At 60.7% G+C, this 26,329-nt stretch carries 30 protein-coding genes and 1 other RNA gene; 13 read left to right on the top strand and 18 right to left on the bottom strand.

Going from position 1 to position 26,329, the window contains the following annotated elements:
* Positions 1 to 31: 31 nt before the first annotated feature.
* Positions 32 to 1,042, bottom strand: coding sequence for a helix-turn-helix domain-containing protein (locus HY36_RS00170; RefSeq protein ID WP_051602356.1), 1,011 nt, complete (start codon positions 1,040 to 1,042; stop codon positions 32 to 34).
* A 14-nt stretch (positions 1,043 to 1,056) separates the two neighbouring features.
* Here HY36_RS00170 and HY36_RS00175 point away from each other — a divergent pair, with 14 nt between their 5' ends.
* Positions 1,057 to 2,004 (top strand): DUF2306 domain-containing protein, encoded by a 948-nt coding sequence (locus tag HY36_RS00175; RefSeq protein ID WP_081805955.1) that lies wholly within the window; start codon positions 1,057 to 1,059, stop codon positions 2,002 to 2,004.
* Here the strand turns inward: HY36_RS00175 and HY36_RS00180 are convergent.
* From HY36_RS00180 to fumC, 5 genes are all read right to left on the bottom strand, one after another.
* Positions 2,001 to 2,804, bottom strand: coding sequence for an SDR family oxidoreductase (locus tag HY36_RS00180; RefSeq protein WP_035548087.1), 804 nt, complete (start codon positions 2,802 to 2,804; stop codon positions 2,001 to 2,003). The two genes, HY36_RS00175 and HY36_RS00180, sit on opposite strands and share 4 nt — an antisense overlap.
* Positions 2,805 to 2,893: 89 nt before the next feature.
* Positions 2,894 to 4,531 (bottom strand): SulP family inorganic anion transporter, encoded by a 1,638-nt coding sequence (locus HY36_RS00185; RefSeq protein ID WP_035546647.1) that lies wholly within the window; start codon positions 4,529 to 4,531, stop codon positions 2,894 to 2,896.
* 129 nt (positions 4,532 to 4,660) lie between these two features.
* Positions 4,661 to 4,957 carry a CcdB family protein gene (locus HY36_RS00190; RefSeq protein WP_035546651.1) on the bottom strand — a complete coding sequence of 99 codons (297 nt, stop codon included), beginning with the start codon at positions 4,955 to 4,957 and terminating at the stop codon, positions 4,661 to 4,663.
* A 3-nt stretch (positions 4,958 to 4,960) separates the two neighbouring features.
* Positions 4,961 to 5,374, bottom strand: a complete 414-nt coding sequence (locus tag HY36_RS00195; protein ID WP_081805956.1) for a type II toxin-antitoxin system CcdA family antitoxin — start codon at positions 5,372 to 5,374, stop codon at positions 4,961 to 4,963.
* A 35-nt stretch (positions 5,375 to 5,409) separates the two neighbouring features.
* Positions 5,410 to 6,795 (bottom strand): class II fumarate hydratase, encoded by a 1,386-nt coding sequence (fumC, locus tag HY36_RS00200; protein WP_035546659.1) that lies wholly within the window; start codon positions 6,793 to 6,795, stop codon positions 5,410 to 5,412.
* 207 nt (positions 6,796 to 7,002) lie between these two features.
* On the opposite strand from fumC, the gene HY36_RS00205 reads away from it, so the two are divergent.
* Together HY36_RS00205 and HY36_RS00210 are read left to right on the top strand one after the other, a co-directional pair.
* Entirely contained in the window at positions 7,003 to 7,314 is a 312-nt protein-coding gene (locus HY36_RS00205; protein ID WP_155841592.1) for a hypothetical protein, read from the top strand.
* The gene (locus HY36_RS00210) at positions 7,311 to 7,673 is read left to right on the top strand and encodes a RusA family crossover junction endodeoxyribonuclease (protein ID WP_051602357.1); all 363 of its coding nucleotides are present in this window, start codon (positions 7,311 to 7,313) and stop codon (positions 7,671 to 7,673) included. The genes HY36_RS00205 and HY36_RS00210 overlap by 4 nt, the downstream gene beginning before the upstream one ends.
* On the opposite strand, the gene HY36_RS00215 is transcribed toward HY36_RS00210, so the two are convergent.
* Positions 7,670 to 8,185: a DsrE family protein gene (locus tag HY36_RS00215; RefSeq protein ID WP_035546670.1), complete on the bottom strand. Its 516-nt coding sequence runs from the start codon at positions 8,183 to 8,185 to the stop codon at positions 7,670 to 7,672. The two genes, HY36_RS00210 and HY36_RS00215, sit on opposite strands and share 4 nt — an antisense overlap.
* A 118-nt stretch (positions 8,186 to 8,303) precedes the next feature.
* Between HY36_RS00215 and hemN the strand changes: the two genes are divergently transcribed.
* Together hemN and HY36_RS00225 are read left to right on the top strand one after the other, a co-directional pair.
* On the top strand, positions 8,304 to 9,653 hold the full coding sequence (gene hemN / locus HY36_RS00220; protein ID WP_035546673.1) for an oxygen-independent coproporphyrinogen III oxidase: 1,350 nt from the start codon (positions 8,304 to 8,306) through the stop codon (positions 9,651 to 9,653).
* Positions 9,654 to 9,739: 86 nt separating this feature from the next.
* On the top strand, positions 9,740 to 9,937 hold the full coding sequence (locus tag HY36_RS00225; RefSeq protein ID WP_035546675.1) for a hypothetical protein: 198 nt from the start codon (positions 9,740 to 9,742) through the stop codon (positions 9,935 to 9,937).
* 21 nt (positions 9,938 to 9,958) lie between these two features.
* On the opposite strand, the gene fghA is transcribed toward HY36_RS00225, so the two are convergent.
* The gene (fghA, locus tag HY36_RS00230) at positions 9,959 to 10,801 is read right to left on the bottom strand and encodes an S-formylglutathione hydrolase (protein ID WP_035546678.1); all 843 of its coding nucleotides are present in this window, start codon (positions 10,799 to 10,801) and stop codon (positions 9,959 to 9,961) included.
* Between the two features lie 295 nt (positions 10,802 to 11,096).
* Between fghA and HY36_RS00235 the strand changes: the two genes are divergently transcribed.
* Both HY36_RS00235 and HY36_RS00240 read left to right on the top strand, forming a co-directional pair.
* Positions 11,097 to 12,713 (top strand): hypothetical protein, encoded by a 1,617-nt coding sequence (locus tag HY36_RS00235; RefSeq protein ID WP_035546682.1) that lies wholly within the window; start codon positions 11,097 to 11,099, stop codon positions 12,711 to 12,713.
* 59 nt (positions 12,714 to 12,772) lie between these two features.
* Positions 12,773 to 13,867 carry a glutathione S-transferase N-terminal domain-containing protein gene (locus tag HY36_RS00240; RefSeq protein WP_035546687.1) on the top strand — a complete coding sequence of 365 codons (1,095 nt, stop codon included), beginning with the start codon at positions 12,773 to 12,775 and terminating at the stop codon, positions 13,865 to 13,867.
* On the opposite strand, the gene HY36_RS17505 is transcribed toward HY36_RS00240, so the two are convergent.
* The 5 genes from HY36_RS17505 to HY36_RS00265 form a co-directional block, all read right to left on the bottom strand.
* Positions 13,864 to 14,241 carry a hypothetical protein gene (locus HY36_RS17505; protein ID WP_051602358.1) on the bottom strand — a complete coding sequence of 126 codons (378 nt, stop codon included), beginning with the start codon at positions 14,239 to 14,241 and terminating at the stop codon, positions 13,864 to 13,866. The two genes, HY36_RS00240 and HY36_RS17505, sit on opposite strands and share 4 nt — an antisense overlap.
* 16 nt (positions 14,242 to 14,257) lie before the next feature.
* Positions 14,258 to 14,635: a VOC family protein gene (locus HY36_RS00250; protein ID WP_035546691.1), complete on the bottom strand. Its 378-nt coding sequence runs from the start codon at positions 14,633 to 14,635 to the stop codon at positions 14,258 to 14,260.
* A 116-nt stretch (positions 14,636 to 14,751) separates the two neighbouring features.
* Complete coding sequence (locus HY36_RS00255; RefSeq protein ID WP_035546694.1) at positions 14,752 to 15,129, bottom strand: VOC family protein; 378 nt, start codon at positions 15,127 to 15,129, stop codon at positions 14,752 to 14,754.
* Between the two features lie 78 nt (positions 15,130 to 15,207).
* Entirely contained in the window at positions 15,208 to 15,738 is a 531-nt protein-coding gene (locus HY36_RS00260) for a DUF1993 domain-containing protein (protein ID WP_051602359.1), read from the bottom strand.
* A 37-nt stretch (positions 15,739 to 15,775) separates the two neighbouring features.
* Positions 15,776 to 16,885, bottom strand: coding sequence for an S-(hydroxymethyl)glutathione dehydrogenase/class III alcohol dehydrogenase (locus HY36_RS00265; RefSeq protein ID WP_035546697.1), 1,110 nt, complete (start codon positions 16,883 to 16,885; stop codon positions 15,776 to 15,778).
* Between the two features lie 93 nt (positions 16,886 to 16,978).
* On the opposite strand from HY36_RS00265, the gene HY36_RS00270 reads away from it, so the two are divergent.
* Positions 16,979 to 17,875: a LysR family transcriptional regulator gene (locus tag HY36_RS00270; RefSeq protein ID WP_035546702.1), complete on the top strand. Its 897-nt coding sequence runs from the start codon at positions 16,979 to 16,981 to the stop codon at positions 17,873 to 17,875.
* A 4-nt stretch (positions 17,876 to 17,879) separates the two neighbouring features.
* On the opposite strand, the gene HY36_RS00275 is transcribed toward HY36_RS00270, so the two are convergent.
* Positions 17,880 to 18,668, bottom strand: a complete 789-nt coding sequence (locus HY36_RS00275) for a metallophosphoesterase family protein (RefSeq protein ID WP_051602360.1) — start codon at positions 18,666 to 18,668, stop codon at positions 17,880 to 17,882.
* On the bottom strand, positions 18,665 to 19,543 hold the full coding sequence (locus HY36_RS17510; RefSeq protein WP_051602361.1) for a diacylglycerol/lipid kinase family protein: 879 nt from the start codon (positions 19,541 to 19,543) through the stop codon (positions 18,665 to 18,667). Before HY36_RS17510 ends, HY36_RS00275 begins: the two co-directional genes overlap by 4 nt.
* Positions 19,544 to 19,628: 85 nt before the next feature.
* On the opposite strand from HY36_RS17510, the gene dapB reads away from it, so the two are divergent.
* The 5 genes from dapB (at position 19,629) to HY36_RS00300 (ending at position 23,346) form a co-directional block, all read left to right on the top strand.
* Complete coding sequence (gene dapB / locus HY36_RS00285; protein WP_206741130.1) at positions 19,629 to 20,462, top strand: 4-hydroxy-tetrahydrodipicolinate reductase; 834 nt, start codon at positions 19,629 to 19,631, stop codon at positions 20,460 to 20,462.
* A 98-nt stretch (positions 20,463 to 20,560) separates the two neighbouring features.
* Positions 20,561 to 20,965, top strand: coding sequence for a PTS sugar transporter subunit IIA (locus HY36_RS00290; protein ID WP_035546707.1), 405 nt, complete (start codon positions 20,561 to 20,563; stop codon positions 20,963 to 20,965).
* On the top strand, positions 20,965 to 21,273 hold the full coding sequence (locus HY36_RS00295; protein WP_035546710.1) for an HPr family phosphocarrier protein: 309 nt from the start codon (positions 20,965 to 20,967) through the stop codon (positions 21,271 to 21,273). Before HY36_RS00290 ends, HY36_RS00295 begins: the two co-directional genes overlap by 1 nt.
* A gap of 9 nt (positions 21,274 to 21,282) precedes the next feature.
* Positions 21,283 to 21,642, top strand: a transfer-messenger RNA (tmRNA) gene (ssrA, locus tag HY36_RS18035).
* Positions 21,643 to 21,729: 87 nt separating this feature from the next.
* Positions 21,730 to 23,346 carry an amidase gene (locus tag HY36_RS00300; protein ID WP_035546711.1) on the top strand — a complete coding sequence of 539 codons (1,617 nt, stop codon included), beginning with the start codon at positions 21,730 to 21,732 and terminating at the stop codon, positions 23,344 to 23,346.
* Positions 23,347 to 23,349: 3 nt separating this feature from the next.
* Here HY36_RS00300 and HY36_RS00305 read toward each other — a convergent pair whose 3' ends face one another.
* From HY36_RS00305 to HY36_RS00315, 3 genes are all read right to left on the bottom strand, one after another.
* A complete protein-coding gene (locus HY36_RS00305) occupies positions 23,350 to 24,021 on the bottom strand; it encodes a glutathione S-transferase family protein (RefSeq protein ID WP_035546714.1) in 672 nt (223 codons plus the stop codon).
* A 99-nt stretch (positions 24,022 to 24,120) separates the two neighbouring features.
* A complete protein-coding gene (locus tag HY36_RS00310) occupies positions 24,121 to 25,326 on the bottom strand; it encodes a Gfo/Idh/MocA family protein (RefSeq protein ID WP_035546717.1) in 1,206 nt (401 codons plus the stop codon).
* 108 nt (positions 25,327 to 25,434) lie between these two features.
* Positions 25,435 to 26,301: an SDR family NAD(P)-dependent oxidoreductase gene (locus HY36_RS00315; RefSeq protein ID WP_162175918.1), complete on the bottom strand. Its 867-nt coding sequence runs from the start codon at positions 26,299 to 26,301 to the stop codon at positions 25,435 to 25,437.
* Between the last annotated feature and the right edge of the window lie 28 nt (positions 26,302 to 26,329).

Here is a 26,329-nt window from a genome sequence, read left to right on the forward strand (position 1 = left end):
GTCTAGACGCCGCCGCGCTGTCCGCCAGCCCTCACCGCACCGACTCTGCTATCCGGGTCTGCCGCCGATAGGCGCTCGGCGTCATGCCGGTATGCGCCTTGAATGCGCGGTTGAATGGACCGATGGAGCCAAAGCCACAATCCATCGCAATAGACAGAATTGGCTGGTCCGCCAGATCCGGCTGCAACAGCTGGTCGCAGGCTTCCTGAATTCGATACGAATTGATCAACTGGTTGAAGTTCGCGAAGCCGAGATCCGACACAATGCACTGGCTGACCTTGTAGTCAGGCGTTCGCAGGCGCAAAGCGGCGTCGGCCACTTTGATATTCGGTTCCAGATAAATCCGGTCGACCTCAAGCAAAGTTGTCAGCCGCGCCGCCAGAGCCGGATCGCACGGCACGCTGCGGCTACGATCTGTCTTGCGCGTCTTGCTGACTTCCAGAGGGTTACGACGCCGATACAGCACAGCAAGGCTCGCCCCCATCAGGGCTAGCGACGCCGCAACGATACGAAACTCGTCCTGCCACGCGTCCAGTCCCGGCTGGTCAGCGAGCAGTGACACCGTGACTAGCCCGGCATATCCGCCAGCAAAGCTCAGGCGAAATCTTCGCTCCGACGCTGACGCGTTCATCCCGTCAATCGCTTCTACAAATGTCATCAGCAGCATGGCTGACCCGATCAGGGATTTCATGCTGGCGACGACCCCCAACATGCCACCGACGTGGGATTCCGGGGCCAGATAGTTGATCAGACATGTCAGATAGAGAACACCAACGACCAGCGCGGGCCAGGCCTTACGTTCGGCTTCCTTGCGGAACAATTCCCGCGACAGGAGCCACGCCAATCCGCAAGGCACGAAACTGATCAGCACCAACAAGACACCAAGCTGCAGCACATGGCTGCCCACGAAATATTCGGCGACGAAAGCTGCAACTGACAGCGCAAAGGCGGCCCAGTAGATCGCCAGAGGCGATGCCGGCCCGGACGGCAAGCTTCGCCAAAACGTCCCGAGATTTCCCAGCGAAGCACGCGCAATGTTCATGAGGTATCATCCTGATGTCTGCGATCCGGGGCCAGCTTAGGCCTTCGCGACGCCAAATTCGACGTTTTTCTTCGGAAATCCTCGCCGATTTCCAAATCGGCAAGACGCTGAGCCTCAACACCTTCACGCCTTTCGGGTCTGAAAACCCGGAAGGACTCATTGTGCCCACATCTCCCCCGCCCCTCACTCTCTGGAACAAGATTCTCGGTCGAACCGGCATCGCCTGGTTTTGCGTCGCAGCCATTGGCCAGACCGCATTCATACTCTTCATTGCCAGCTATTACGGCGTGCGCACCGCCACGGGAAACTATGCTGGCTGGAACGACAAGAGCCTGATCAAGGGGCATGTACCGGGCGATGATGCGGGCAATCTTATGTTTGCGCTACACGTCTTGCTCGCCGCCGTGATGACGTTCACCGGACTGATCCAGCTGGTGCCTGTGCTCCGCCGAAAATTCCCCAAACTTCACAGATGGTCAGGACGCATGTTTCTGGTGCTGGCCTGTTTCCTTGCCCTTGGGGGGCTGTGGCTGACCTGGGGACGGGTGACATACTTGTCGCTCGTTTCAGCGGTCAGCGTGTCGCTGAATGCCGTGCTGATCCTCGTCTGCGCCGCCTATACATTGCGGTTTGCATTGGCACGCCGTTTTGCAGACCATCAACGCTGGGCGATGCGCCTGTTCATGGTCGCCAATGGCGTCTGGTTCATCCGCGTCGGCTTGATGGGCTGGATCCTGATCAATCAGTCCCCGCGCTGGATGAACAGCACGATGAGCGGGCCTGCCGACATCGTCATCAGCTATGGCAGCTTTCTGATCCCGCTCGCCGTATTGGAACTTTACTCCGCCGCGCGCCGCAGTCGCTCTGTGCCGGCCAAGGCCGCGGCCAGCCTGCTCGTCGCAGGGGCCACGGTCTTCACCGGGATCGGCATTCTCGGCGCGTCAATGTTCCTCTGGTTCTAACTGGAGGAAACGATGCCGCCATCGCAGGGCACGGTGTGGCCGGTAATATAGTTCGATGCCTTGGACGACAGGAACATGGCGAGGCCGGCAATGTCAGACGGCTGGCCCACGCGGCCCGACGGATTCTGGTCGCCGATCTTCTGCCAGTCCACGCCTTCGGTTTCGCCTTTGAAGCCGACGCCGGTGGAGAGCATGTAGGTCGGGAACGGACCCGGCGCGATGCCATTGCAGAGAATGTGCTCCCCAGCCAGATGCGCGCCCATGAAGCGCGTCAGATGGATGACGGCGGCCTTTGACGTGCCGTAGGCAAAACCGCTCATGGGCGAGGTGTGCATGCCATCAATCGAGGCGATGTTGATCACCCGGGCCGGATTGTCGGCGCTTGCCGCCTTGCGCAGCAATGGCATCAGTTTCTGTGTCAGGAAGAACAGGCCCTTCACATTGACGTCCATCACCTTGTCCCAGCCATGCTCCGGGAAGTCTTCCAGCTTCGCGCCCCATGCGACGCCAGCATTGTTTATGAGAACGTCGACCTTGTCTTCGCGCTCGGCAATTTCCTTGGCGAGGTGCTCAATGCCAACCATCTGGCCCACATCGGATGGGATGGCATAGATTTCACCGCCATATTGCGACTTCAGACGCTCAACCGTTTCTTCGCAGGCATCCGCCTTGCGGGAAGAAATGATCACTTTGGCGCCATTGGCCAGGAAGCCAGCCGAGATCATTTCGCCAATCCCGCGCGAACCGCCAGTTACGACGACCGTCTTGCCGGCCACCGAGAACAAATTACTGAAATCCATATCCATCCGACTTTCCTCCAAGTTTCTGATCGGCGTTCCTGATGGCGGAACAACCGGCCTGGCGCAAGGAGATTAGGTCGCAGGAAAGATCAGTGGCCGCCGCCAAATGCGCCTGTGCGAACCGAATAATCGACCGCCACGGCGTATTCCGGATCGTCATCAGAATCGACCATCAACTGGCCAGCCTTGGTCAGAAGCTTGTGGCAATCGCGGGACAGATGGCGCAATTGCAGCGTCTTGCCCTGCGCTTCATAGCGGCGGGCCAGATCCTCGATTGCCTGTAGGGCCGACTGGTCCACAATGCGCGAACGCATGAAGTCCACGATTACGACGTCCGGATCCGTTTCCGGGTGGAAGAGTTCGGCGAAACCATCTGTCGATCCGAAGAAAAGCGGGCCTTCGATCTCGTAGACGTGGGCGCCGGGCGTGCGGACACTGTCACGCTCGATCACGCGAATCCGGCGCGCATTGTTCCACGCATAGGCCAGCGCCGACACGATCACGCCCACCACAACAGCCGTGGCGAGATCGTAGAACACTGTCACGACAGTCACCAGCACAATGACGCCCGCATCCAGAAGCGGAATGCGCGTCATGATGCGCAGACTGTTCCACGCAAAAGTGCCGATCACGACCATGAACATGACGCCGACCAGAGCCGCGAGGGGAATCTGCTCAATCAGGCTGGAGCCGACAAGAATGAAGGCGAGCAGGAACAGCGCCGCAGCAATGCCCGCAAGGCGCGTGCGCCCACCGGATTTCACATTGATCATCGACTGACCAATCATGGCGCAGCCACCCATGCCGCCAAAGAAGCCTGTGATCACATTGGCCGTGCCCTGCGCGATACATTCCTGGCTGGCCCCGCCCCGCTTGCCGGTAATCTCACCAACAAGGTTCAGCGTCAGCAGGCTCTCGATCAGGCCAATGGCAGCGAGAATGACCGCGTAAGGCAGGATGATCTTGAAGGTTTCAAATGTCAGCGGCACGCTCGGGATATGGAAAGGCGGCAAGCCGCCCTCGATCGACGCCATGTCGCCAACGCGTGGCACATCCAGCCCGAACGCGATCACCACGCCCGCCACGATAGCGATACCTGCCAGCGGCGCAGGAATGATCTTGGTGAATTTCGGCAAGGCCCAGATGATCAGCATGGTGAGCGCAACCAGCGCCAGCATCAGCGCGAGCGGCCAGCCGCTCATCCATTCCCCGCCCGACATGCCGTGCCCGGAAACTTCTGCCGTTCCTGGCACCTGGAACTGGGTCAGCTGCGCCATGAAGATCACAATGGCGAGACCGTTCACGAAGCCAAGCATCACGGGGTGCGGCACAAGGCGGATGAATTTGCCAAAGCGGAAGACCCCTGCCGCAAGCTGCAGGATGCCCATCAGCACAACCGTCGCGAACAGGTATTCAACGCCATGCTGCGCAACGAGCGACACCATGACGACGGCGAGGGCCCCGGTCGCCCCGGATATCATGCCCGGCCGACCGCCGATCAATGCTGTTACCAGCCCGACGATGAAGGCCGCATACAGGCCCACCAGGGGGTGCACTCCCGCCACGAAGGCGAAGGCCACGGCCTCCGGCACAAGCGCCAGCGCCACGGTCAGGCCCGAAAGCAATTCAATCTTGATCCGGTCTGGCGTGAACTTGGAGAGATTGGCCTGCGAGAAATTCTGCGCGCCGAGGCGATCCGCAAAGGCTGCAAAAGACGATTTTACCACGGGATGACACTCTTCATTGTGAGGGCAGGAAGATGTTTGCCGCCGTATGGCCATCTTCATGGCATCGCGCAACCGCAGGCGTGAGAAAACCAATGCGTTTCCAGCCCCTGCCCGCACCTTGGGCGACTTTCAATTTCCGAAGAACAAACGCGAAAGCGCGCGGGAGATTTCGTACTCATATGCGAGCAAATCTCCCATCCGGCCTTCAAGACTGGATTTGCGAATTCCAGCCAGCAGATGAACCCCGAGGATAAATCTGTCCCCGTTTAATACGACTTCCGGTGTGATGATCTCCATCGGCATGGCTGCGCCAGCGGGGTACAGCGGCGCAGCCAGCACAATATCTCCCGTGTCCATGCTGGGATACTGCAAGATCACAACTGGTGGCTTGCCGTGACTCAAGCGATGAACGGCGAGACGCTCCATTCGCTAGAGCGCCCGCAAATCATCGGACCATAGGCCTTCACGCTCGACCAGCTTGTTCCAGCTGTCGACGGCCTCGCGGTTTTTCTCGTTCCATGCATCCATACGTGCCCGCTTCACGGCTTCTTCTACAGCCGTGCGGGCAATCGCATTGGGATCTAAGCCTAGCGCACGCGCCTCGGAGGCAAGCGCAGGCTCAAACGGAGTAGCCTCTTCGCTGACACCGCCGGAGATTCCGAGCAATTCCGCCGCTGTTACTTCGCCATCGGTCGCAGCCTCAATACGCTTCGCTGCCTCAACAGAAGGTCGCTTCAGTCCCCGCTCGACTTCGGACAGGAACCCCTTTTGCAAACCTATCTGTTCCCCAAGCGATGCAAGGGAGCGCCTGTTTGCTTTGCGCCATCCAGAAAGCGAACTCATGTTGAGAACTTATGTTCACAACTAGTGAACGTCAATCACCCCGGCGAAATCATCTTGGATGGGTCGACGATGTTGTCGAAATCGTCGCCCGGGATGCCGTCGGCGATGGCCTCCTCGCGAAGCGTCGTCCCGTTCTTGTGGGCCGTCTTGGCAATCTTGGCGGCGCGGTCATAGCCGTATTTTTCCTTCAGCGGCGTCACCAGCATCAGCGAGTTTTCGAGGCCGCGCTGAATATTGTCGAGGCGCGGCTCGATACCGACAACGCAGTTTTCAGTGAAGCTGATTGCGGCGTCGGCCAGCAGGCGGACAGACTGCAGGAAATTATAGGCCATCATCGGGTTGAACACGTTCAGCTCGAAGTGACCCTGAGACCCTGCGAAACCGATTGCGGCATTGTTGCCGTGAATGTGCGCGCAGACCTGTGTCAGCGCTTCACACTGGGTCGGGTTCACCTTGCCCGGCATGATGGAGCTGCCCGGTTCGTTTTCTGGCAGAGCCAGTTCGCCAAGGCCGGAACGCGGTCCGGACCCGAGGAAGCGGATGTCGTTCGCAATCTTGAAGCAGGACATAGCCACCGTGGTGATCGCGCCATGCGTGAACACCATCGCGTCATGCGCGGCCAGCGCTTCGAACTTGTTCGGTGCCGTCGTGAACTTCAGGCCGGTGATCGCCGCGATCTTTTCAGCGACTTTCTCGGCGAACCCTACAGGCGAGGCGAGACCGGTGCCGACGGCCGTGCCGCCTTGTGCCAGTTCCATGAGCTTTGGCAGGGTCAGTTCGATCCGCTCGATGCCGTTCTGCAGCTGCTGGGCATAGCCGGAGAATTCCTGGCCGAGCGTGACCGGCGTGGCGTCCTGCGTGTGCGTGCGGCCAATCTTGATGATGTCAGCCCATTCCTTGGCTTTGGAATCGAGCGCATTGTGCAGAACCTGCAGCGCCGGGATCAGGCGGTGCACGACTTCCTCGGCGCAGGCGATGTGCATCGCTGTCGGGAATGTGTCGTTTGACGACTGGGACATGTTCACATGGTCATTCGGGTGAACCGGCTTCTTGGAGCCTTTTTCCCCGCCAAGAATCTCGATTGAGCGGTTTGAGATGACCTCATTCGAGTTCATGTTGGACTGGGTGCCCGACCCCGTCTGCCAGACAACCAGCGGGAAATGATCGTTCAGCTTGCCTTCGATCACTTCTTCGGCGGCCTGCACGATGACCTTGCCGAGGTCCGGATCCATCTTGCCGAGGTCCATGTTCGCTTCGGCAGCGGCCTTTTTCACGATGCCCAGCGCGCGGATGATGGGCTCGGGCTGCTTTTCCCAGCCGATCTTGAAGTTTCCGAGGCTGCGCTGCGCCTGTGCGCCCCAATAGGCATCATCAGAAACTTCGATTGGGCCCATCGTGTCGGTTTCGGTCCGCGTCGTCATGGTCTTGAATCCTCGTGCGTGGAAAAGCTTTCGAGCCGGGTTTAGCCAAGTGGGCGCACATGACAAGGTGTTGCCGGTTTACTGGCCCGATACGCCGCAGCCGCCTGTCGGACTGCTGGCTTGCGCTCGTCCCCTCGCCGAGCCTAGATTGCGCTTGTGCCGGGCCGCCTGACAGCCCCTCCCCTGCAAGCTGAGCCAGGATACATCTTGAATACCTTCGCCCACGCCCTGACCCAGCCGGAGACTCTCGTCCTGATGGCACTCGCCTTCGGGCTCGGCTTCCTTGTGCGCGGTATCGGGAAGAACTCGACCTCGCCGCCAATCCTGACACAGGCACAGGTCGAAGATGCCCTCTCACGCGTCACCAAGGCCCGCTGGGCCGAGATCGACCGCGCAATTGACGACCGCAAGAAACTCCTCGCCATCAAACTGCTTCGGGAGCAAACCGGCCTCGGCCTGAAAGCCTCCAAGGAGGCCATCGAGGCCCGCATGCAATCCCGCCACCGGATGCGCGGATGAGCCTGTCGGACTGGACCAGCGCCGGAAAGGTGCGCGCGCGCATCACCGATGAAGGCGCGCTCGAAGTGCGTTGCACGGGCCTGACGACGCAAACCAAATATTACAAGACGCTGCTGAAAGAGTTCTTCCGCAAGGACTTCCCGCCTCTTCGCCCCGGCTACGGCGATTATTCCGTGCACATCATGATGGAGTACACGGGAGACGCGCCCTGGATGGATCTCGACAATCTCGCCAAGGCCCTGCTCGACAGTTTGACGGGCAATGTCTTCGAGGACGACCACCAGGTCGCCCGCCTTCTGGTAGAGCGCCGTGTGGGAGAACGCGAAGGCATCTGGCTGAAAGCCGAGGCGATGGATTAGAACGGGTTCAGCGTGTACCCGTCCTGCTGCAATTGCGCGTGAGCCGTCATGGCTGACAGCGACATTTCAACGCCCGGCAACAGGTCGGCTTTGGTGACATCGCGATAGGCCGCCGTCTGGCCGCACAGGATAATTCGCACCCGGTTCTTCAGCAGCGCAGCGATCAGTGGCGCGGAGGCATTGTCCTCACGCTTCAGCAAGTCAGCATAGGCCCCGCCATGCACCACAACCGCCAGCTGGATATTGCTGGCCGGAATGCCAACCGCTTCATGCATGTTCAGGAAACGCGCGGCGCTCTCCAGCGTGCGATTCACCTTGCCGGGTTCAGCCGCGGCAGCCGTATCGAAGGCGATCTTGAAGACGGCGTCCTTGTTCAGGCGTTCCGCGTCCGGCACGGCGGCGACCTTGCCATAGGTCGGAATAGGCGGGCCTGGCTTGAAATCTTCCGGGCCGGCAAGCGCTGGTAAACTGAGTGAACTGGCCGCGAAGGCACAGGCGAGCAGTCGGATCATGGGGCAACCTCCTCTGAGCCCGGGCAGATTAGGCTGCGGCGCGGGCGGCGTCGAGATGCGTCTCGCTTACGGGTTTCCCCCTAGTTCCCCGTTGTACAGCCATTGGTAGGACAACGCCATGAAACAGGCATGGATCCCCTTCGCGTCGCGCCCTGTCCCGCGCTATACCAGCTATCCGACCGCCGCAGACTTTGCGCCGGATGTCTCGGAACCGGATGCCCGCCTCTGGGCCAGCGCGACGACCCCTGACAAGCCGGTCTCGGTCTATATCCACGTGCCTTTCTGCGAGAAGCTCTGCTTCTATTGCGGGTGCGCGACCAGCGTGCCGAACGGCTATTCCCGGATTGCATCCTATCTGGAAACGCTGCACCGCGAGATTGACCTGTGGGCCGCAGCGCTCGGAGACCATGCGGGCATGGCGCATCTCCATTTCGGGGGCGGCTCGCCCAATGCGCTGTCGGCAGAGGATTTCAAGGATCTGGTTGCCCACGCTGCCCGCGCCTTCCATTTGCGGCCCGATGCCGAAATCGCGGTGGAGATCGACCCGCGCAGCCTGTCGCCAGATTTCATTCACGCAATGGCCGTGTCCGGCCTCAATCGCGTCAGCTTCGGCGTCCAGACCCTGTCCCCTACCGTCCAGCAGGCCGTGGGGCGCATCCAGCCGAAGATCCTGCTCAGCGAAGGCATCGACCGCCTGCATGATGCCGGCATTCGGGCAATCAACATGGATTTGATGTACGGCTTGCCACACCAGACCGTGGCCGATGTTGAAGATGCCGCGCACTTCGCCGCAGAGATGGGCGCGGCCCGCATATCCCTGTTTGGCTATGCGCATGTCCCGTGGTTTGCAAAACACCAGAAGGCCATCGACGAGGACGCCCTGCCCGGCCTTGAGGCACGGTTCGAACAGGCCGAGGCAGGTGCACACACGCTGGAACTGGCAGGCTATCACGCCATCGGACTGGACCATTTCGCCCGTGCAGATGACTCGCTTGCCGTTGCTGCGCGCGCCGGAACCCTGCATCGAAACTTCCAGGGCTACACGGATGACCCGTGCGACACGCTGATTGGTATCGGCAGCACAGCAATTTCCCAGTTTTCAGAAGGGTACGCCCAGAACTTCAAGGATCGCCCAAACTGGCAAGCCGCCATCAATGATGGTCGCCTGCCGGTTGAGCGCGGCGTGGCCTTCACCGACGATGACAGGCTGCGTTCACGCGCGATCGAGCGGCTGATGTGTGATCTGGAAGTGGATGTGGACGCCGTCTGCGACGAGATGCAGGCCCCTCGCGGCAGTCTCGCCGATGCGCTGGAGACCGCCCGCTTCCTGCAGTCTGCGGGCCTTTGCGAGTTGAACGGCAAAACGATCCGTGTTCCGACTGAGGCCCGCCTCTTCCTGCGCACAGTCGCGCAAAGCCTTGATGGTCGCTACAAACCCGCCGCCCAACGCCACGCCAAGGCGGTCTGATCCAGCGCATCAAAGCAACCGGCGTCATTTGCAGACAAGTGAACTGGTGATACACGCAGGCTCAACAATCCGGAGCGTGACTTCCCATGGCTGAATTCCTCGTCCTGCATCAGAAGAACAATGACAAGGTGCGCGTGGTGAACATTGAACATGTGCGCATGCTGCGTCCGCATGACGAATCCGGCACATGGCTGGAATTTGGAGGCGACAGCGAGTTCTCCAGCCTCCTGGTTCGCGAGGATCTGGCCAGCCTGATGTCCTATCTGGAAGCCGAACACGTTTAGCCCGGGAGGGCCGGATGGTACCTAGCTGCCAAGCGCCCGCGCATGGTGGGCAATATGCTCGTCCATATAGGTCGCGATGAAGTAATAGTCGTGGCCATACCCATCGCGCAGATTGTAATCCAGCCGCTGGCCATGCTTTGCGCAGGCTTCGGTAAAGATCTCAGGCTTCAGTTCCCGCTCAAGGAAAGTATCTGCCGTACCCGTATCAACCAGGATTGTCGCCTTTGTCTGACGTTCCTTGACAAGCTCAGTCGCGTCATACTGCTCCCATGCAACCGAAGGCGCGCCGAGATAGGCGCCGAATGCCTTCTGGCCCCATGGCACCTGCGCCGGGCTGGTGATCGGACTGAACGCTGAGCAGGATTTGTAAACATCCGGATGTTTCAGGTGCAGCGTGATCGCGCCATGACCGCCCATAGAGTGGCCGAAGATCCCCTGCCGGCTCATATCCGCATAAGGGAAATTCTCCGCGATCACCTTCGGCAGTTCCTCGGTGATGTACTCGTCCATCTTGTAGTGCTTCGCCCACGGCTCCTGCGTCGCCGTCAGGTAAAATCCTGCGCCCTGCCCCAGATCATAGGCCTCATCATCCGGCACATGCTCGCCGCGCGGGCTGGTGTCCGGCGCGATGATCATGATGCCATGCTTGGAGGCCGCACGCTGCAACCCGGACTTCTCCATCACATTGGCCCAGGTACAGGTCAGGCCCGACAGATACCACAGCACGGGCACCTTCTCGGGGTTCGCCTGCGAGGGGGTGTAGACCGCAAACCGCATCGTGCAGTTCTGCAAGGCGCTTTCATGATCATGGACAGACAGCGTGCCGCCAAAGGATTGCCACGAAGAAACTTCAGTTGGTTGCACGCCATGATCCTTTTCGGTTTTGCTTTGGTGGCCGCCGCCCCTCGAGGTTCAGCACCCTTTTGGGCCTCGAATACGCCACTCCACGCATGTTGGCGATAGTGGCGCAAAGACCCCGCCAAGTAAAACGAAGACAATCGGAAAAAAACAGGCTCAACTCGCTGAAACCGCGAAACTTGGGATTCCCTTCGACTTCGCCTCTGATACAAGGAGACCATCATCACAGGTCGCACCGGTCTTGATTCCGAAAACACCGGGGATACGGCCGCACAAGACATGCACGCTTAAGGGGACAAGTATGATCCGGATTTTGCTGACTCTTTTGGGGGTTGTGACGGCGTTTGCCGCGAGTGCACAGGCACAGACCGTTCAGCGGGACTGGACGCCCTATGAGCAGAACAAGCAATGCATGATTTCCGAGAATTTTTACAATACAACTTATCGAAGTGATGGGACGAAATACTGGTTCATCCCGGATAATTCGATGGCGACGATAATCCTGAAGTGGCATGTCACCGGCGACCAGTTCCTTAACGAAATGGAATACGTGTCCCGCAAGAGTTTTGCGGCGTGCTTCAATGGTGAGCGCGAATGTGGACTGCCGCTGAATTATAATATCGCGAATGAGCTCAGCCAGTTCGACGTGCCGGAAAATGGCGTCTCCACGGCCTATTTCAAGAACCCGCCGCCGGCGAGCGCCGTGCGCAACGCGATGGCGGTCGTCGGCGATTGTTTCGGTTCCGCCGGCGAGGGCATCTATCTCGATGAGGTCGAGCTGACCGAAACGGACCTGCCGATCGATATCTGTTTTCGCGCCGGACAGACGATGTTTTACCGCGGAGAAAATTACCGCAGCGAGGCGCCGCCGATGACCGACGCCCAGATCGCCAGATACAGGGAATGGGGCATGCTCGCCTACTACCTGATCAATCAGGTGCGCAACAAGCCTGATGAAGGGGCGACGCGATGCGGCGTTGCACCCATCGAGCTGATACCCACCTTCATGCAGTATTATGACGACAACAATTATGCCGCCCTTGAAGATCCCGTGCAGATCGCGGCACGGGAAGCAGAGGCTGCTGCAGCGGCGCAGGCTGCCGCCGAGAAGCAGGCCCGCGAGGACGAATATCTGCGAAAGTCCAAGCGCGAGCGCCTTCTGGCCCGCAACGATTATCAGCGTTTCGGCACGCTCGATGGTTGCCAGATCGCCTATTCCTACGTCTTTGGCGGTATCAATCGGGACAAGATGAGTTTCATCGTCGATCCGGTGCCGGACAGCGGCATCAGCTGGGCCCTGCAATTCGAGAAGACACAAGCCGCCGGACAGGCATGCCCGGCCATGCCGCAGGAGCTGGGCGACTGGGTCGCGAAGCAGGACCCGAAACTGTTCGAGGCCTATGGGGCCGAGGAGGAATTCCGGAACAACAAGCCGAACATCTGGAACGAGAATGACTGGAAGGCCTTTGTTGAACGCTGGATGTGGCGCGACCAGACCTTCGCCGAAACCTATGTTCAGGGCGGGAATTGCCAGGCGGCGATCTGGTATTCGCGCAACATTGCCCATGACTGGAGCAAGTTCAGTCAGGCTGAAGAGGATTTCGTCGGTCTCGCCAGAGTCTTCGACCGTTGGGGCGCCCCTGACAAAGCCTTGTGCGCGGCGATCCCGCCGGATGTGCTGCCACTGGCCCGCAAGACCTGGGAGCGTCACTACAATCAGGTGATGCGTGAGAAAGCCCGGCAACAGGCCGAGTGGGACGCCGCCAATCGCCGGGAAGCCGCGCGCCGTGCCGAAATCGACGCCGCCTATGACGAGCTGCTGAACTGGAAGCCGCCCTATCAGAAGCAGTCCGAATTGCGCTGCTACAATGTTGAAGAGACGAAATATGGCACGCGTCAAAGGTGCTTCAGCGACTAGGCGTGACCTTCCTTCAGCAGACTGCACAACATCGACTACACAGGAACGAAAACCGTATCATGCCAGGCTACACACTCTACGGCGCCGAAGTCAGCTATTTCACCGGCAAGGCGCGCGCCTATCTCGACTGGCGCGGCGTGGATTATGTCGAGGAGCTGGCGACGCAACAGGTCTACCGCGACATCATCCTGCCCTCGGTTGGCTGGCCGGTCATTCCGGTGATGAAGACGCCGAGCGGAGAGATCGTGCAGGATACCGCCGACATCATCGCCCATGTCGAGGCGGCGGAAGGGCTCTCCCCTCCCGCAATTCCGGACACGCCGGTTCAGGCCTTCGTCGCGCAGCTGCTGCAGCTCTATGCAGATGAGTGGCTCGTCCTGCCGGCAATGCACTATCGCTGGAACTACAATGAAGACTGGGCCTATCAGGAGTTTGGCGCGATCTCTGCGCCGGACCGCCCGGCGCCGGAACAATATGACATCGGCAAGCGCAATGGAGAACGCTTCAAGGGCGCGTTGCCGCCGCTTGGCGTTTCCCCGACCACTGCGCCGGCGATCGAGCGCAGCTATGAAGCGTTCCTGCGGGAATTCTCGACCCATCTGGAAGTACACCCCTATGCGCTGGGGGGGCGTGCCACGCTGGCGGACTTTGCGCTCTATGGTCCGCTCTATGCTCACCTCTATCGTGACCCGACATCCGGCGACCTGATGAAGCGCTACGCGCCGAAAGTTGCCGACTGGGTGGAGCGTGTAAAGGCAGGTTCTCCGTCTGAGGGCGAGTTGCTGCCCAATGACGAAATTCCGCTGACACTGGTGCCGATCCTTGCCCGCCAGATGCGGGAACAATTCCCCGCCCTCCACCAGACGGCGGAACTGTTCGGCGCCTGGGCCGAGACCGCCTCCCCCGGCACGCATGTGCCGCGTGCAGTCGGGCAAATCGAGATTGATATCGAAGACACTCAAGGCCCGGCGGCGGCGCGCACTTTTCCGCTCTGGCGCCTTCAGGCGGCACTGGACGCATACTCCGCCCTGGAGGGCGACGCGCTAGCCCGCGCGGATGATCTTCTGGAGCGTATTCGCGGCAGCGCGCTGAAGGAATTCAGCCTGCCTGCGCGCCTTGCGCGGACAGATTACCGGATCGCCCTGGCCGCTTAATGAATGGTGGCGTTGCCGATGTCGTCTTCATCGTCATCCTCGTCGACCATGTCAGCATATGACGTAAACTGAACATCATAGCCGAATGGCTGGTCCTCGGCGGCGATCTCCGGCTCGGTCTGGTAGACTTGGAGTTCGCCATCGACCTTGAAGCCGAGCCGCTTGCCAATCTGGACGATCATGTCGGCGGCCTGTTCGGCATCCTCGGCCCAGACTTTCATGCCCATGATGCATGCGCCAATCTCCGTGCCGTAATTCTCGTTCGGCTCGAACACATGTCCGTCAGCGATCAGCGTGAAATGCGTAAACTCTGTCATGCGCAGACCATGCCGCGATTTGAACCGCAAGGCGAGGCCCGCAGGTTGATTTTCCATCCTGCGGGCTGGGGCCTTACTCAGCCAGTTGGCAAAAGGCGCAGATCTTGTTGCCATCCGGATCGCGCAGATAGGCGCCATAGGCCTTGCCCGGCGCATTCGGGCGGAGTCCCGGCGCGCCCTCATCCGTGCCACCCGCCTCAATACCTGCCTTGTGGAAGGCGTCGACTTCTTCCGCAGACTGCGCCCGGAAACCGATGGTCAGGCCGTTCGCGCAGGTCGCATCCTTTCCATCGGCGGGCCGGGCTACGATGAGCATCAGGCCATCCTTTGAAAAGTAGGCCCGGTCGTCTGGCGACACCGTCGCAGTTACGCCAACCGCGCCGAGCGCCGCCTGATAGAACGCAATGGAGGCCTTGGGGTTGGTGGCCCCCATCATGATGTGAGTGAGCATAAATCAGTTCCTGTCTTGCATGGCGCGCCAGGATACAGCGCGCGCAAATCTGCCCTAGGGAATCGAAAAGGGCGACGCAATCGCGCCGCCCTGAACCGTGTGTTTAGTTGACCGGCCTAGCCGCGCATCATGGTGCAGATCTTGTTGCCGTCCGGGTCGCGCAGATAGGCAAGGTACAGCTTCATGCCATTCCCTTCGCGCCAGCCTGGCGGGTCTTCAATCGCCGTGCCGCCAGCCTCGATCCCGGCCTTGTGCCAGGCATCGGCCTGCTCGGTGCTGTCGACCGCAAATCCGATCGTACCGCCATTGGCATGGCAGGCAGGCTCGCCATCAATCGGCGGTGTCACGAGGAACGTCCCGCCATTATGCAAATAGATCAGCCGCCCTTTCGGATCGACAATCGCCTCGCGCCCGCCCAGCGCCTTGAACAGCGCATCATAGAATTTCTTCGATTTCTCAAGGTCGTTCGTGCCGACCATGACGTGACTGAACATGTGTTTCCTCCTTATGGATGGGGAATTTGTGCCTCAGCCGCCGAAACAGCGCCAGAGGGATTTCGGCCTCCCCTCGCGTCAGCTAGCCATAGCCGCCGCCAGCAGCGGGCGTAAATGGCTCAAATAGTCTGCTTTGCCGATCGCCAACCCTTCGGCCCGCAGGATGTCGTAGGCGGTGACGAGGTGGAAATAGAAATTCGGCGTTAGCCATTCATCGATATAGTCCTGGCCGGTCATGGAAAGCGTCGGCATGCCGGGCAGTTCAAGCGGGGTCTTCGCCTCGGCGAAGCTTTCCTTTGCGTCGGCTTGCGCCTCGATCCGGGAAATCGTCTCGGCCACCAGCGCCTGCAGGTCCGCGAAGCTCGCCGTATCAACCTCGAACTCCTTCACGGGCGTGTCATTCAGCTTGCCCAGAAGCAATTCTGCCTGACGGCATGCAAACCAGACCTGATTGGGCAGCGGCAGCATGTCCTCGGCCAGCCGGGCCGTCAGCAGGGCTGTTTTTTCCGGGTCCTCCGGAACCAGCTCCGCCTCGGCCCGGCCAAGGATGTTCTGCAGCGTGATCAGGCGCGTGCGGTAGATGTCAAGATTGCGTTTTACAATGGTCATGGATGGCTCCTTCCCGACCACTCTGGACGTGACCGACCTAGTCGTAAACCACCACGCTCCGAATGCTTTCGCCCGCATGCATCAGGTCGAACGCATCATTGATCTTGTCCAGCTTCATGACGTGGGTGATCATCGGGTCGATCTGGATCTTGCCGTTCATGTACCAGTCGACAATCTTTGGCACATCCGTGCGCCCTTTCGCGCCGCCAAAGGCCGTGCCGCGCCAGTTGCGGCCCGTCACCAGCTGGAACGGCCGTGTGCTGATTTCCTTGCCGGCCTCGGCCACACCGATGATGACGCTCGTGCCCCAGCCGCGATGGCAACATTCCAGCGCCTGACGCATCACATCCGTATTGCCGGTACAATCAAAGGAATAGTCCGCCCCACCATCGGTCAGCTCCACAAGGTGCGCGACCACATCGGCGGTTTCCTTCGGGTTGACGAAATGCGTCATGCCGAACTTCTCGCCCCACTCTTTCTTGGACGGGTTGATGTCGACACCGACAATCATGTCCGCCCCGGCCATCTTCGCGCCCTGGATCACGTTCAGCCCGATGCCGCCGAGGCCAAACACGACGACATTGTCGCCAACCTGAACCTGCGCCGTGTTCACCACCGCGCCCACGCCCGTTGTCACGCCGCAGCCGACATAGCAGGCCTTGTCGAAGGGCGCGTCGGTGCGAATTTTCGCGACAGCGATTTCCGGTAGCACGGTAAAGTTCGAAAAGGTCGAACAGCCCATATAGTGATAGATCGGCTGGCCCTTATAGCTGAACCGCGTCGTGCCATCCGGCATCAGGCCCTTGCCCTGCGTCGCGCGGATCGCCGTGCAGAGATTGGTCTTGCCCGAAAGACAGCTTTTGCACTGGCGGCACTCCGGCGTGTAGAGCGGGATCACATGGTCACCCGGCTGCACGCTCGTCACGCCCGGGCCCACTTCGCGCACAATGCCCGCGCCCTCATGGCCCAGAACGCTCGGGAAGATGCCTTCGGAATCGAGCCCGTCCAGCGTGTAGGCATCGGTGTGACAAATGCCGGTCGCCATGATCTCGACCAGAACTTCACCCGCTTTCGGGCCTTCCAGATCGAGTTCGACGATTTCCAGCGGTTTCTTGGCTTCAAAGGCGACAGCAGCGCGCGTTTTCATGAGGGAACTCCATTCAGTTTGCCTGCCATACTACTCTTGCGAATTCAGCGATAAAGTAGGTAATTCGAAATTCATTGTTGCAGGATTGGGATAATGCGCGCGAGCTGGGATGGAATCGAGGAATTCGTGGCCGTGGCCACCTGTATGGGCTTCAAGCCTGCGGCCCAGATGCTGAATGTGTCGACGTCTCACGTCAGCCGCGCGGTCACCAAACTCGAAAACGCCATCGGCGCACCCCTGCTCTATCGCACGACGCGGAAAGTTTCCCTGACAGATACGGGCCGCACTGTGCTCAGCCAGTGTGAAGCGCTGATCCGCGCGCGCGACGAATTGTTCGCAGTCGTGGGCGGAAACACCGAGCCTCAGGGCGAACTCAAGATCACTTGCTCGACCTCGCTTGGCGAGCGCTACATCTCGCCGATCGTCCGGCAATTCTGTCAGGACTATCCAAAAGTCGAGATCACACTGGATTTGTCGAATCGACTGGTAGACCTGATCGCCGAGGGATTTGACCTTGCCATCCGAACTGGCCAGCTGGAAGATTCCCGCCTGATCAGCTCTCGCGTGGCTAGGCGGCAATTCCTGGTCTGCGCTGCCCCAGCCTATCTTGCCGCCAACGGCACGCCGGACCGGCTGGATGATTTGAAATCCCACAATTGCATCATCGGCTCATCCAGCAGCTGGCGGTTCCGGCACGGCGGCCAGCATGAAACGATCCGCCCACGGGGAAATCTGAAATGCAATTCCGGCGCGTCCGTGCTGGATGCGTTGCTGGCAGGCGCAGGTATCGGCCAGCTGCCTCTCTTCTATGTCGCGCCGCATCTTGAAAGCGGTGAGTTGGTGGAATTGTTCGCAGACCTCCGCCCGGAGCCCGAACCCATCTGGGCCGTCTACCCGCAGGCCAGACACCTTCAGCCCAAGGTACATTTGCTGGTTGATCGAATCCGCGCCGAGCTACAGGCGAGTTTTGAAACCGGCGGCACTCAGTAGGCGATCAGGAACACGCGCTGGCATGGGCTTCAAATTCGCCCATGCGGGACAGTTTCGGCCCGTCACTGTGCATGTCGCACCGGTCCACACTGACATTCCCGTCTTCCAGCCGCACCAGATTGAAGGATGGCGGCTCAGCTCGCAGGCGCACAGACAATGTGCCTGACGATACGGCGAGATAACATCCATTTGCGCGCTGGCGCAACGTGACGGATGGTGTGTGGACGTGCCCTGTCAGCAACATTTGAACATGGCTCGCCGCAACCTTGTCAGAGGCGCGCCTGCCCCGACGTGTGCGCGTGCGCAAGGGCGCGCCCGGCAGGGAATGGAACGGATGATGACAGGCAATCATCTTCAGCGCGGCGTCAGATTCAGCCGCGCGAATGATCGCCTCATCCAGATCATCCAGATTGACCGTCCCCTCGGCCCAGTTGCGCCGCACCTGCCAGCCACGCGCAGTGTTGAGCCCAACTGCGATCGCTTCACCGGCCTCTGCCACATCGAACAAGTCGCTGAACAGGCTCTTGAACCGCTTGAACGGTTCAGCCGCGCGAGCAGCAAGATTGAACATGGGTGTGTCATGGTTTCCGGGCACGACCAGCTTTGGCAGATCGAATTGATCAAGCCAGGTCGCCGCAGCTTCAAATTCAGAACGCTTTCCCCGCTGGGTCAAATCCCCACACAGGACCAGCATGTCAGGCCCCGCCTCTTCGATACAGGCCGCGGCTTCGGCAATGGCCCGATCATCTTCGGCGCCGAAGTGAACGTCGGAAATCTGTGCAATCAGGGTCATTGGGACAGATCAGGCACGAAAATCTTGACCGCAGAATCCACACGCTGGAACTGAACCGGGGACGCCATTTCACGCAGCTCCCCATCCAGCGTCAGGCTGATGCGGTCCTTCTCGGAATTGGCGACCTCGATTTGATCCGCCAACAGAAGATCAACGTCCTCGGCATTCCGCCAGCCGTCTACCAGCATCTCAATGCCAATTTTCGCCAGTCCGAGCAGACCTTCCGGGTCGACGCTCGCAACTTCCAGCTTGCCCGGCGTGTCAGCATTGATGTTCACCGTCACGGCAGTCGATTTGCGCAGGGTTTGTCCCGGCACCTTCCAATGCAGGTTTGAGCGCAGAGCCAGCGCCGAAGAATCATGCACAATCTCCGCCGCTTCCATCAGATTGCCTTCGCGCAGCGCTTCGCGGGTCTGGGTGAAGCGTGTCATGTCGCCCATCATCGCGGCCACGAAAAAGCGCGGACCGCCGACAATCTCTCCGCAGGGCATCGGCCTGACACGTCCGCCCTTCAGGGCCGCGTCCATGAGCGTTTCCCAATCATAATCGCCGCCCAGTGCGCGGGTCGGCAGCATGTTCATTGTTCCGCCCGGCAAGGGCAGGATGGCCGGACCTGTCATGCCGGCATGCGACAGGGCGCAGGCGATTGTCCCGTCTCCCCCCCAGACGATCAGCGTGTCCGGGTCGTCGGCCAGGGCGTCTTCTACATGCACCGGCAGATCGCCCTCCCCGGCCACATGGAGTTTTGCTTCATCCGGCAGGCCGGAAAGCTTGGCGCGGATCAGGTCTGCCGCGTCTGCGGGCGTGCTGCCCGATTGCGGGTTGATCACACACGAAACGCGGCCCAGCCGCGAGAGAGTATCTGTTGGAACCATGCGCTATAAACGCTCCACACGAGAAATTTGTTCCGCGCGCCCGCGCGCCTCTCGCCCTGACGGAAAAGCCCGCTATAAGGGCGCGATGACTGATCTATCCCCTTCCGATTCGATGCGTGTCGCCGTGGCCGGAGTGGCAGGCCGCATGGGCCGCCAGCTGGTTGGCGCAGCGCTGGACGCTGGCCTCACCGTAACAGGCGGCAGCGAGGCCCCGGCGTCTGAATTCCTGGGCAGTGATATTGGCGAGCTTGCCGGGCGTCGCCTGCTGGACCTGAGACCCGCAACCGATCCGGTGGCTGCGGCCAGCAATGCGGATGTCTGGATCGATTTCACACGCCCTGCCGCGACGCTGGCGGCGCTCGATTCCCTGAAACACACCAGTGTCCGCGCCGTCATTATCGGCACAACCGGCTTTTCCGACGAAGAAGAGGCGGAAATCGCAGACGCGGCCAAGACGCTGTCCATCGTGAAGGCAGGCAATTTCTCTGTCGGCATCAATTTGCTGCAGGCGCTCACCCGTATGGCCGCCGAACGGCTCGGGCCGGGCTGGGACATCGAAGTCCTGGAAACCCATCACCGCCGCAAGGTGGATGCGCCCTCTGGCACGGCGTTGATGGTGGGCGAAGCGGCCGCAGCCGGTCGCGGCAAACCGCTGTCGGAATTACGCGCCGCGCCTTATGACGGCCCGGATGCCAAGCGCCGCGCGGGCAGCATCGGCTTCGCCGTTCGCCGCTCTGGCGGGGTTATCGGCGAGCATGAGGTGAGTTTTGCCTCCGATATGGAAATCCTGTCGCTCAGCCATACTGCCATTGATCGCGCCGTGTTCGCACATGGCGCATTGGGCGCTGCAGCATGGGCCGTGCGCCAGGATGCCGGCCTTTACGACATGGACGATGTGCTGGGGCTTTCGGGCAACTAGATGGGCTACCCAGTCGCCCAGCAGCTGAATCAGGGTTGACGCTCCTGTTCGCAGTGGCAGCATGACAAGTTCGTAAAGTTTAATAGCCGGAAACGCCCATGATCGGAATTGTGGTTGTCAGCCACGGAAAGCTTGCCCGCGAACTCGTCGCCGCGACAGAGCATGTTGTCGGCGAACAGGACCGATTCCGTTCGATCTCCATAGAGGTCGAGGACGATATCGAAGCGCGCCGCGACCAGATCCGCGAAACGGCGAAATCCTGCGACAATGGCAAGGGCGTCATCATCCTGACCGACATGTTCGGAGGCACGCCGTCAAATCTCGCCATGTCGGTGATGAATACCGGCAATGTTGAAGTGCTCTCCGGCGTTAACCTGCCCATGCTGATCAAGCTGGCGGAAGTGCGCGGAGACCTCTCCCTGAAAGACGCCGCCAAGGTTGCCGCAGAGGCCGGGCGGAAATACATCAATATCGCTTCTGAACTTCTCACAAAGTCGAATTGATGCCCGACACCGAAACCGTCACCGCCAGCCAGCGCGCCACCATCGTCAACCGCAAGGGCCTGCACGCCCGCGCCTCCGCGCGCCTGTCACGCCTCGCGGGGGAATTCGAATCCCGCATCATCGTCTCGCATGAGGGCGAAACGGCGGATGCACGCTCGATCATGGATCTCATGATGCTGGTCGCGCATACGGGCTGCGAAGTGGAAATCAACGCCGAAGGCCCCGACGCCGCCGAGGCCGTCACCGCCATCGCCAGCCTCATCGCCGACGGGTTCGGCGAACAGGGCGAAGCCGACACGATCTGCTGAGGCACCTCCCCCCTTCCAACGCCCGCAAATCATCCCTATATTGGTCCTGTCTTCGGACTATGGCGATAAACGCGCGTGTAATAAGCGGTTCGGACCCGGGGGCGGTACCCGGCGGCTCCACCACAAGCAGGCTCAGGCATTCACCAGCCTGTTTCTGACGGGGCCGAAACAGGATCGACGGACGTGTAAAGACGATGCCTTCGCCGGATTGGGCCCCCTCAGAAGCCCAAATCAACATAGTTGCAAATGACAACTTTGCTGAAGGTGAACTGCTCGCAGCGTAAGCTGTGCTCGGATTACCGACTTAACTCCTTAGGCTTCAGACCCTAAGGCGGGGCCCGGAGGCGCCTGGCAACAGAAGCCTCCACTTTCTCCCCTTCCCGAATGGCATGTGTCTGGCCAGTCCACACGATTGGCGATAGCGTTTCTGATGGAGCTTCAGGGGAGTTGGCCACCATGAAACACGTATTCACTGCTGCGATGTCGGCGCTGGTCTTGTCGGCCTGTTCCCAAACCGTGGAGGATGCGCCCATGCCGGACAGCAAACCAGCGATCAGCTATGCCGCCGAAGGCTGGACCGCCAAATCCCTGCCGGAACTGGCCGAGGCCCTGAAGGCAGGCGAAATCTCGGCTGAGGAACTGACCCAAGCCTATCTCGACCGGATCGAACAGGTCGACCGGAGCGGCCCCACGCTGCAGGCGGTCCTCACCCTGAATCCGGATGCGCTGGACGCGGCCCGCGCGCTGGACGCAAAGCGCGCAGCGGGTGAACCGCTCGGCGCGCTGCATGGCCTGCCTATCCTGATCAAGGACAATATCGAGACGGCCGACGCCATGCCCACCACGGCCGGCGCGCTCGCCCTGAAGGACAATATCACCGGCCGCGACTCGCCCCTGATCGCGGGCCTGCGCGCGGAGGGCGCCATCATCCTTGGCAAGACCAATCTCAGCCAGTGGGCGAACTTCCGCTCCAACAGCTCGATGAGCGGCTGGTCCGCCCTTGGTGGGCAAGTCCGTAATCCGCACATGCTGGACCGCAATCCCTGCGGCTCCAGTTCCGGCTCTGGCGCAGCGGCGGCTGCCTCACTCGCCGCGGGAACCGTCGGAACAGAAACCAATGGGTCGATTTCCTGCCCCTCTACGGTCAATGGCGTGGTGGGCTTTAAACCAACCGTCGGCCTTGTCTCGCAAGACTATATTATCCCGATCTCCTCCTCACAGGACACGGCAGGCCCAATGACCAAATCGGTCAGGGGCGCAGCGATGATGCTATCCGCGATGGCAACCGGAGATACGAGAACGGACTATGCCAGCGCTTTGGACGACGCCTCTCTTCAGGGCGCGCGCATCGGCGTGTTGCGCGGGGCAGAGGGCAGCAACGCCCTGATCCGGGAGCGCTTCCACGCGGCACTGGTCGATATGGAAGCGGCGGGCGCCATCCTTGTTGATATAGAAGATGTAGACATGCCGAGCGGCTTTTGGGGCAACGCGTTCGATGTGCTGAAATATGAGTTCAAGGCCACGCTGAATGCCTATCTGGCCACCACGCCAGACGCGGTCACGACCCGCTCTCTTGCAGACCTCATCGCCTTCAACCAGCAAAATGCCGAAGCCGAATTGGCCCTGTTCAACCAGGATATTTTCGAACAATCGAACGCGATGGAGGGGCTCGAGTCAGACCGATATCGCGACGCCGTCGCCCTTGTGCAGTCGGCAACACGTGAGGAAGGCATAGACCGTCTTCTGGCGGAACATGACGTGATTGCACTGGTGGCACCGACCGGCCCCCTCGCCCCGCGCGTTGATCCGGTCAATGGCGATGTCTGGCCGGACTGGCCCGGCGCAGGGTTCATGGCGGCAATCGCCGGCTATCCGCACCTGACTGTGCCGATGGGAACTGCTCGCGGCCTGCCGGTCGGAATCTCGTTCATGGGCGGAAAGGATCAGGACGCCACCATCCTCTCCCTTGGCTACGCCTATGAACAGGCCAGCAATGCCCGCGCAGAACCGCAATACTATCAGACGGCAGAGGACCTGCCGAACATCGCAAATGCCATGCGCCGCCCAGATTAGACGCTAGAGCAGGATCGTGCCCTTACCGTCCTTTTCCAGTGCGCGCTGATAGGAGGGATAGGCCCGCATCTGCTGCAGGAAGCGGTGCGCATTCGGATAGTTTCCGGCGTCCATGCCAGCCCGGTGCGCGGCCAGCTCCATCGAATACCCCATCACGATATCTGCTGCCGTCAACTCTTCGCCAGCGAACCATTTATGCTTGCCCAGCGCCTTTTCCGCCTCTGCCATGAACGCGCTCAGGCGCGGGCCGAAGAAGGCCTTGTCCAGGCCGCCCACCAACATCTTCGCCGCAGGCTTCAGGAAAAATGGCGCGCGGCTGGTCATCGCCATCATGACGAATTTGTTGGTCAGCAAGGGCTGGAAACTGCCCTGCGAGGCATGGAACCAGAACAGGTAATCTGCACGATTATCCGTCTCCGGCGCGGGGCGCAGGCGGCCATCATCATGTTTGTCCAGGATATAGTCGACAATGGCATTCGTCTCGGCCAGCGTGACGTCACCATCGCTGATGCAGGGCGCAGTGCCGAGCGGTGACACGGCCTTGTATTCCGCCGGGGCCAGCCGCGTGTTCGGATCGCGGTCATACAGCTTCACCTCATAGGGCACCCCCAATTCCTCCAGCAGCCAGAGGATGCGGATGGATTGCGACTTTTCGAGATGATGCAGCGTGATCATGGATTGGCCCCTCAGCCCAATATTGGAAACAGGAAGGACTGTAGGTCGCGGGGCGACCGCGTCCAGCTTTCCCTTGCGCAGGGGCGATGAATTTCCGCGCTAGAGCGTGATCTCGCGCCCTTCAGCGGCGGAGCGATAGATCGCCTCGATCAGCGCCATGTCCCGCAGGCCCATCTCGCCCGGCGTGATGATTTCGGTTCCGTCGCGAATGGCGTCCGCCAGATGATCGCACTGAAGCGCGAATTGTACGTTCGGGTCGCCAGGATTGAGGTCTTCGGTCACGCCATCGCGGGTCAGGCTCATCTTGTGGCCGCCATAGCCCGTCGCCGGTTGCATGAGCAGCGTGCCGGCCTCGCCGTCCACCCGCGCCATATTGTTGCCGGGCGCGGTGTCATAGGAGGTGAACAGGCGCGCCGTCGCCCCGGACGGGAAGCGCAGATCTGTCGTGACAGTGGAGAAGATCTGCTCGAAGCGCGGATCGTTTGCGGGCTGCTCGGTCACGGCCTTTACAGCCACCGGCATTTCCCCAGACAGGTAGAGCGCAGATTGAAGACCATAAATCCCGTAATCCTCCAGCGGCCCACCTCCGGCCAGCGCGCGAACCACCCGCCAGTTTTCAGACACGCTGGTCGGTCCCATACGGTAATTCTGCGCCGTCTCGATATGTTTGATCTTGCCGACTGCCCCTTCCCGCATCAGCTCCATGGCGCGCAAATTGAACGGCTCGAAATGGCAGCGATAGGCAATCATCAGTTTCCGATTGGTAGCCTCAGAGGCAGCAATCATCTGCTCGCATTCGGCCACCGACATCGCCATCGGCTTTTCGCAAAGCACGTGCTTTCCTGCCGCAAAGCTCTTCTCCGTCCATTCCAGATGCAGGCCCGTCGGCAGCACATTATACACCGCCTCAACGCGATCATCCTCGGCGATGCGGTCAAAGTCTTCATACGAATAAATAGCATCCTCCGACAGGCCATAGGCCGCGGCCACCTTTTTCGCTTTCTCAGGATTGCCGGACACCACCGCCGCCACATGACACCGGTCGGCCGCGGCCAGCGCGGGCAAGACCTTGCCGATGCCGTAACCGCCCAGTCCCATCACGGCGAACCCGACGCTGCCCTCTGTCGGTGCAGGCGGCGGGCTGTCGGGCAACTCGCCCCAGTTGGGCCACGGCATGCCGATCGCCTTGGCCGGGATCGCGCCGCTGCCTTCTGCACTGGCACATCCCGCGATCCACGGCGCCGCCGCAAGGGTGGCGGAACTTAGGGCAATGAATTGCCTGCGCGAATGAATGAATCCGGTCATGAGGGTCTCCCTGAGGGTCGCTGCATCTTGTGTTAGCGCCACCGAAAGAGAAACCCAGCCGCCCTGGGCGGTCAAGGGAAAAGCCGGGCGTGGTTGATCACAACCGCGTCACAGCAGGCCCTGGCCAGACTTTCGGATACGCTCCACCACAGCGCCGACATGATACTGCATGGCGCCCGGCCCCATCGGCGCCTGACGTGCAAACTCCTTCTGCACTTCGTCGGCCCGTTTCTCCGCCGCCAGCCAGGCCGACGGTTCCGGCACGATCAGGAATGTGTCACGCGCGATCTCGTCCAGCGTGTGGCGGGCCACCTCCTCCGCCGGCTTGCCTTGCGCCATGACCGCACGGGCGATCGCGCTGCGGTGCTCATCCGCCGACATACCCGTTGCTGCGGGGCTCGTATCCGGCATGCCTGTCGCGGTCAGGCCGGGGCACAACACGCTCATGCCGATACTGTCCGGTAATTCAGCCCGGAACACATCGCCCAGCGCCAGGACGCCATGTTTTGATGCCGTGTAGAAACCATTTCCCGGATGTTGCAGGCCGAGGGCGTGTTCAGATGCGGTCAGGCAGATATGCCCGGAATGGCCCGCCTCGATCATCCGTACAGCGAAGGCCTTGGCCGTAGCCCAGACGCCTTTCAGATTGACGCCCATCGTGACATCGAATTCCGCCTCACTGGCCTTGAGCAATGGGCGGGCAACACTGATCCCGGCATTGGCAAAGACAAGATCGACCCCGCCCAGCCAGTTCCAGGCCTCCTCCGCCATCGCCTCGACACCCGCCACATCGGCGACATTGCACGCGATGGCGTGCGCCGCATCGCCCAGCTTTGCTGCCTGCGCCTCGGCGGCGTCCTTGTTGATGTCCACAATCACGACGCGGCCGCCATCGGCCACCATTGCGTCAGCCAGCGCCGCACCAATGCCGCTTGCACCACCTGTTATGACGGCTGTTCGTCCCTTCGTTTCCATGTCTGCGTCCTCCCCATTCATACATTAT

Origin of the sequence: Hyphomonas atlantica corrig. (assembly GCF_000682715.1) — a bacterium.
GTDB lineage: Bacteria > Pseudomonadota > Alphaproteobacteria > Caulobacterales > Hyphomonadaceae > Hyphomonas > Hyphomonas atlantica.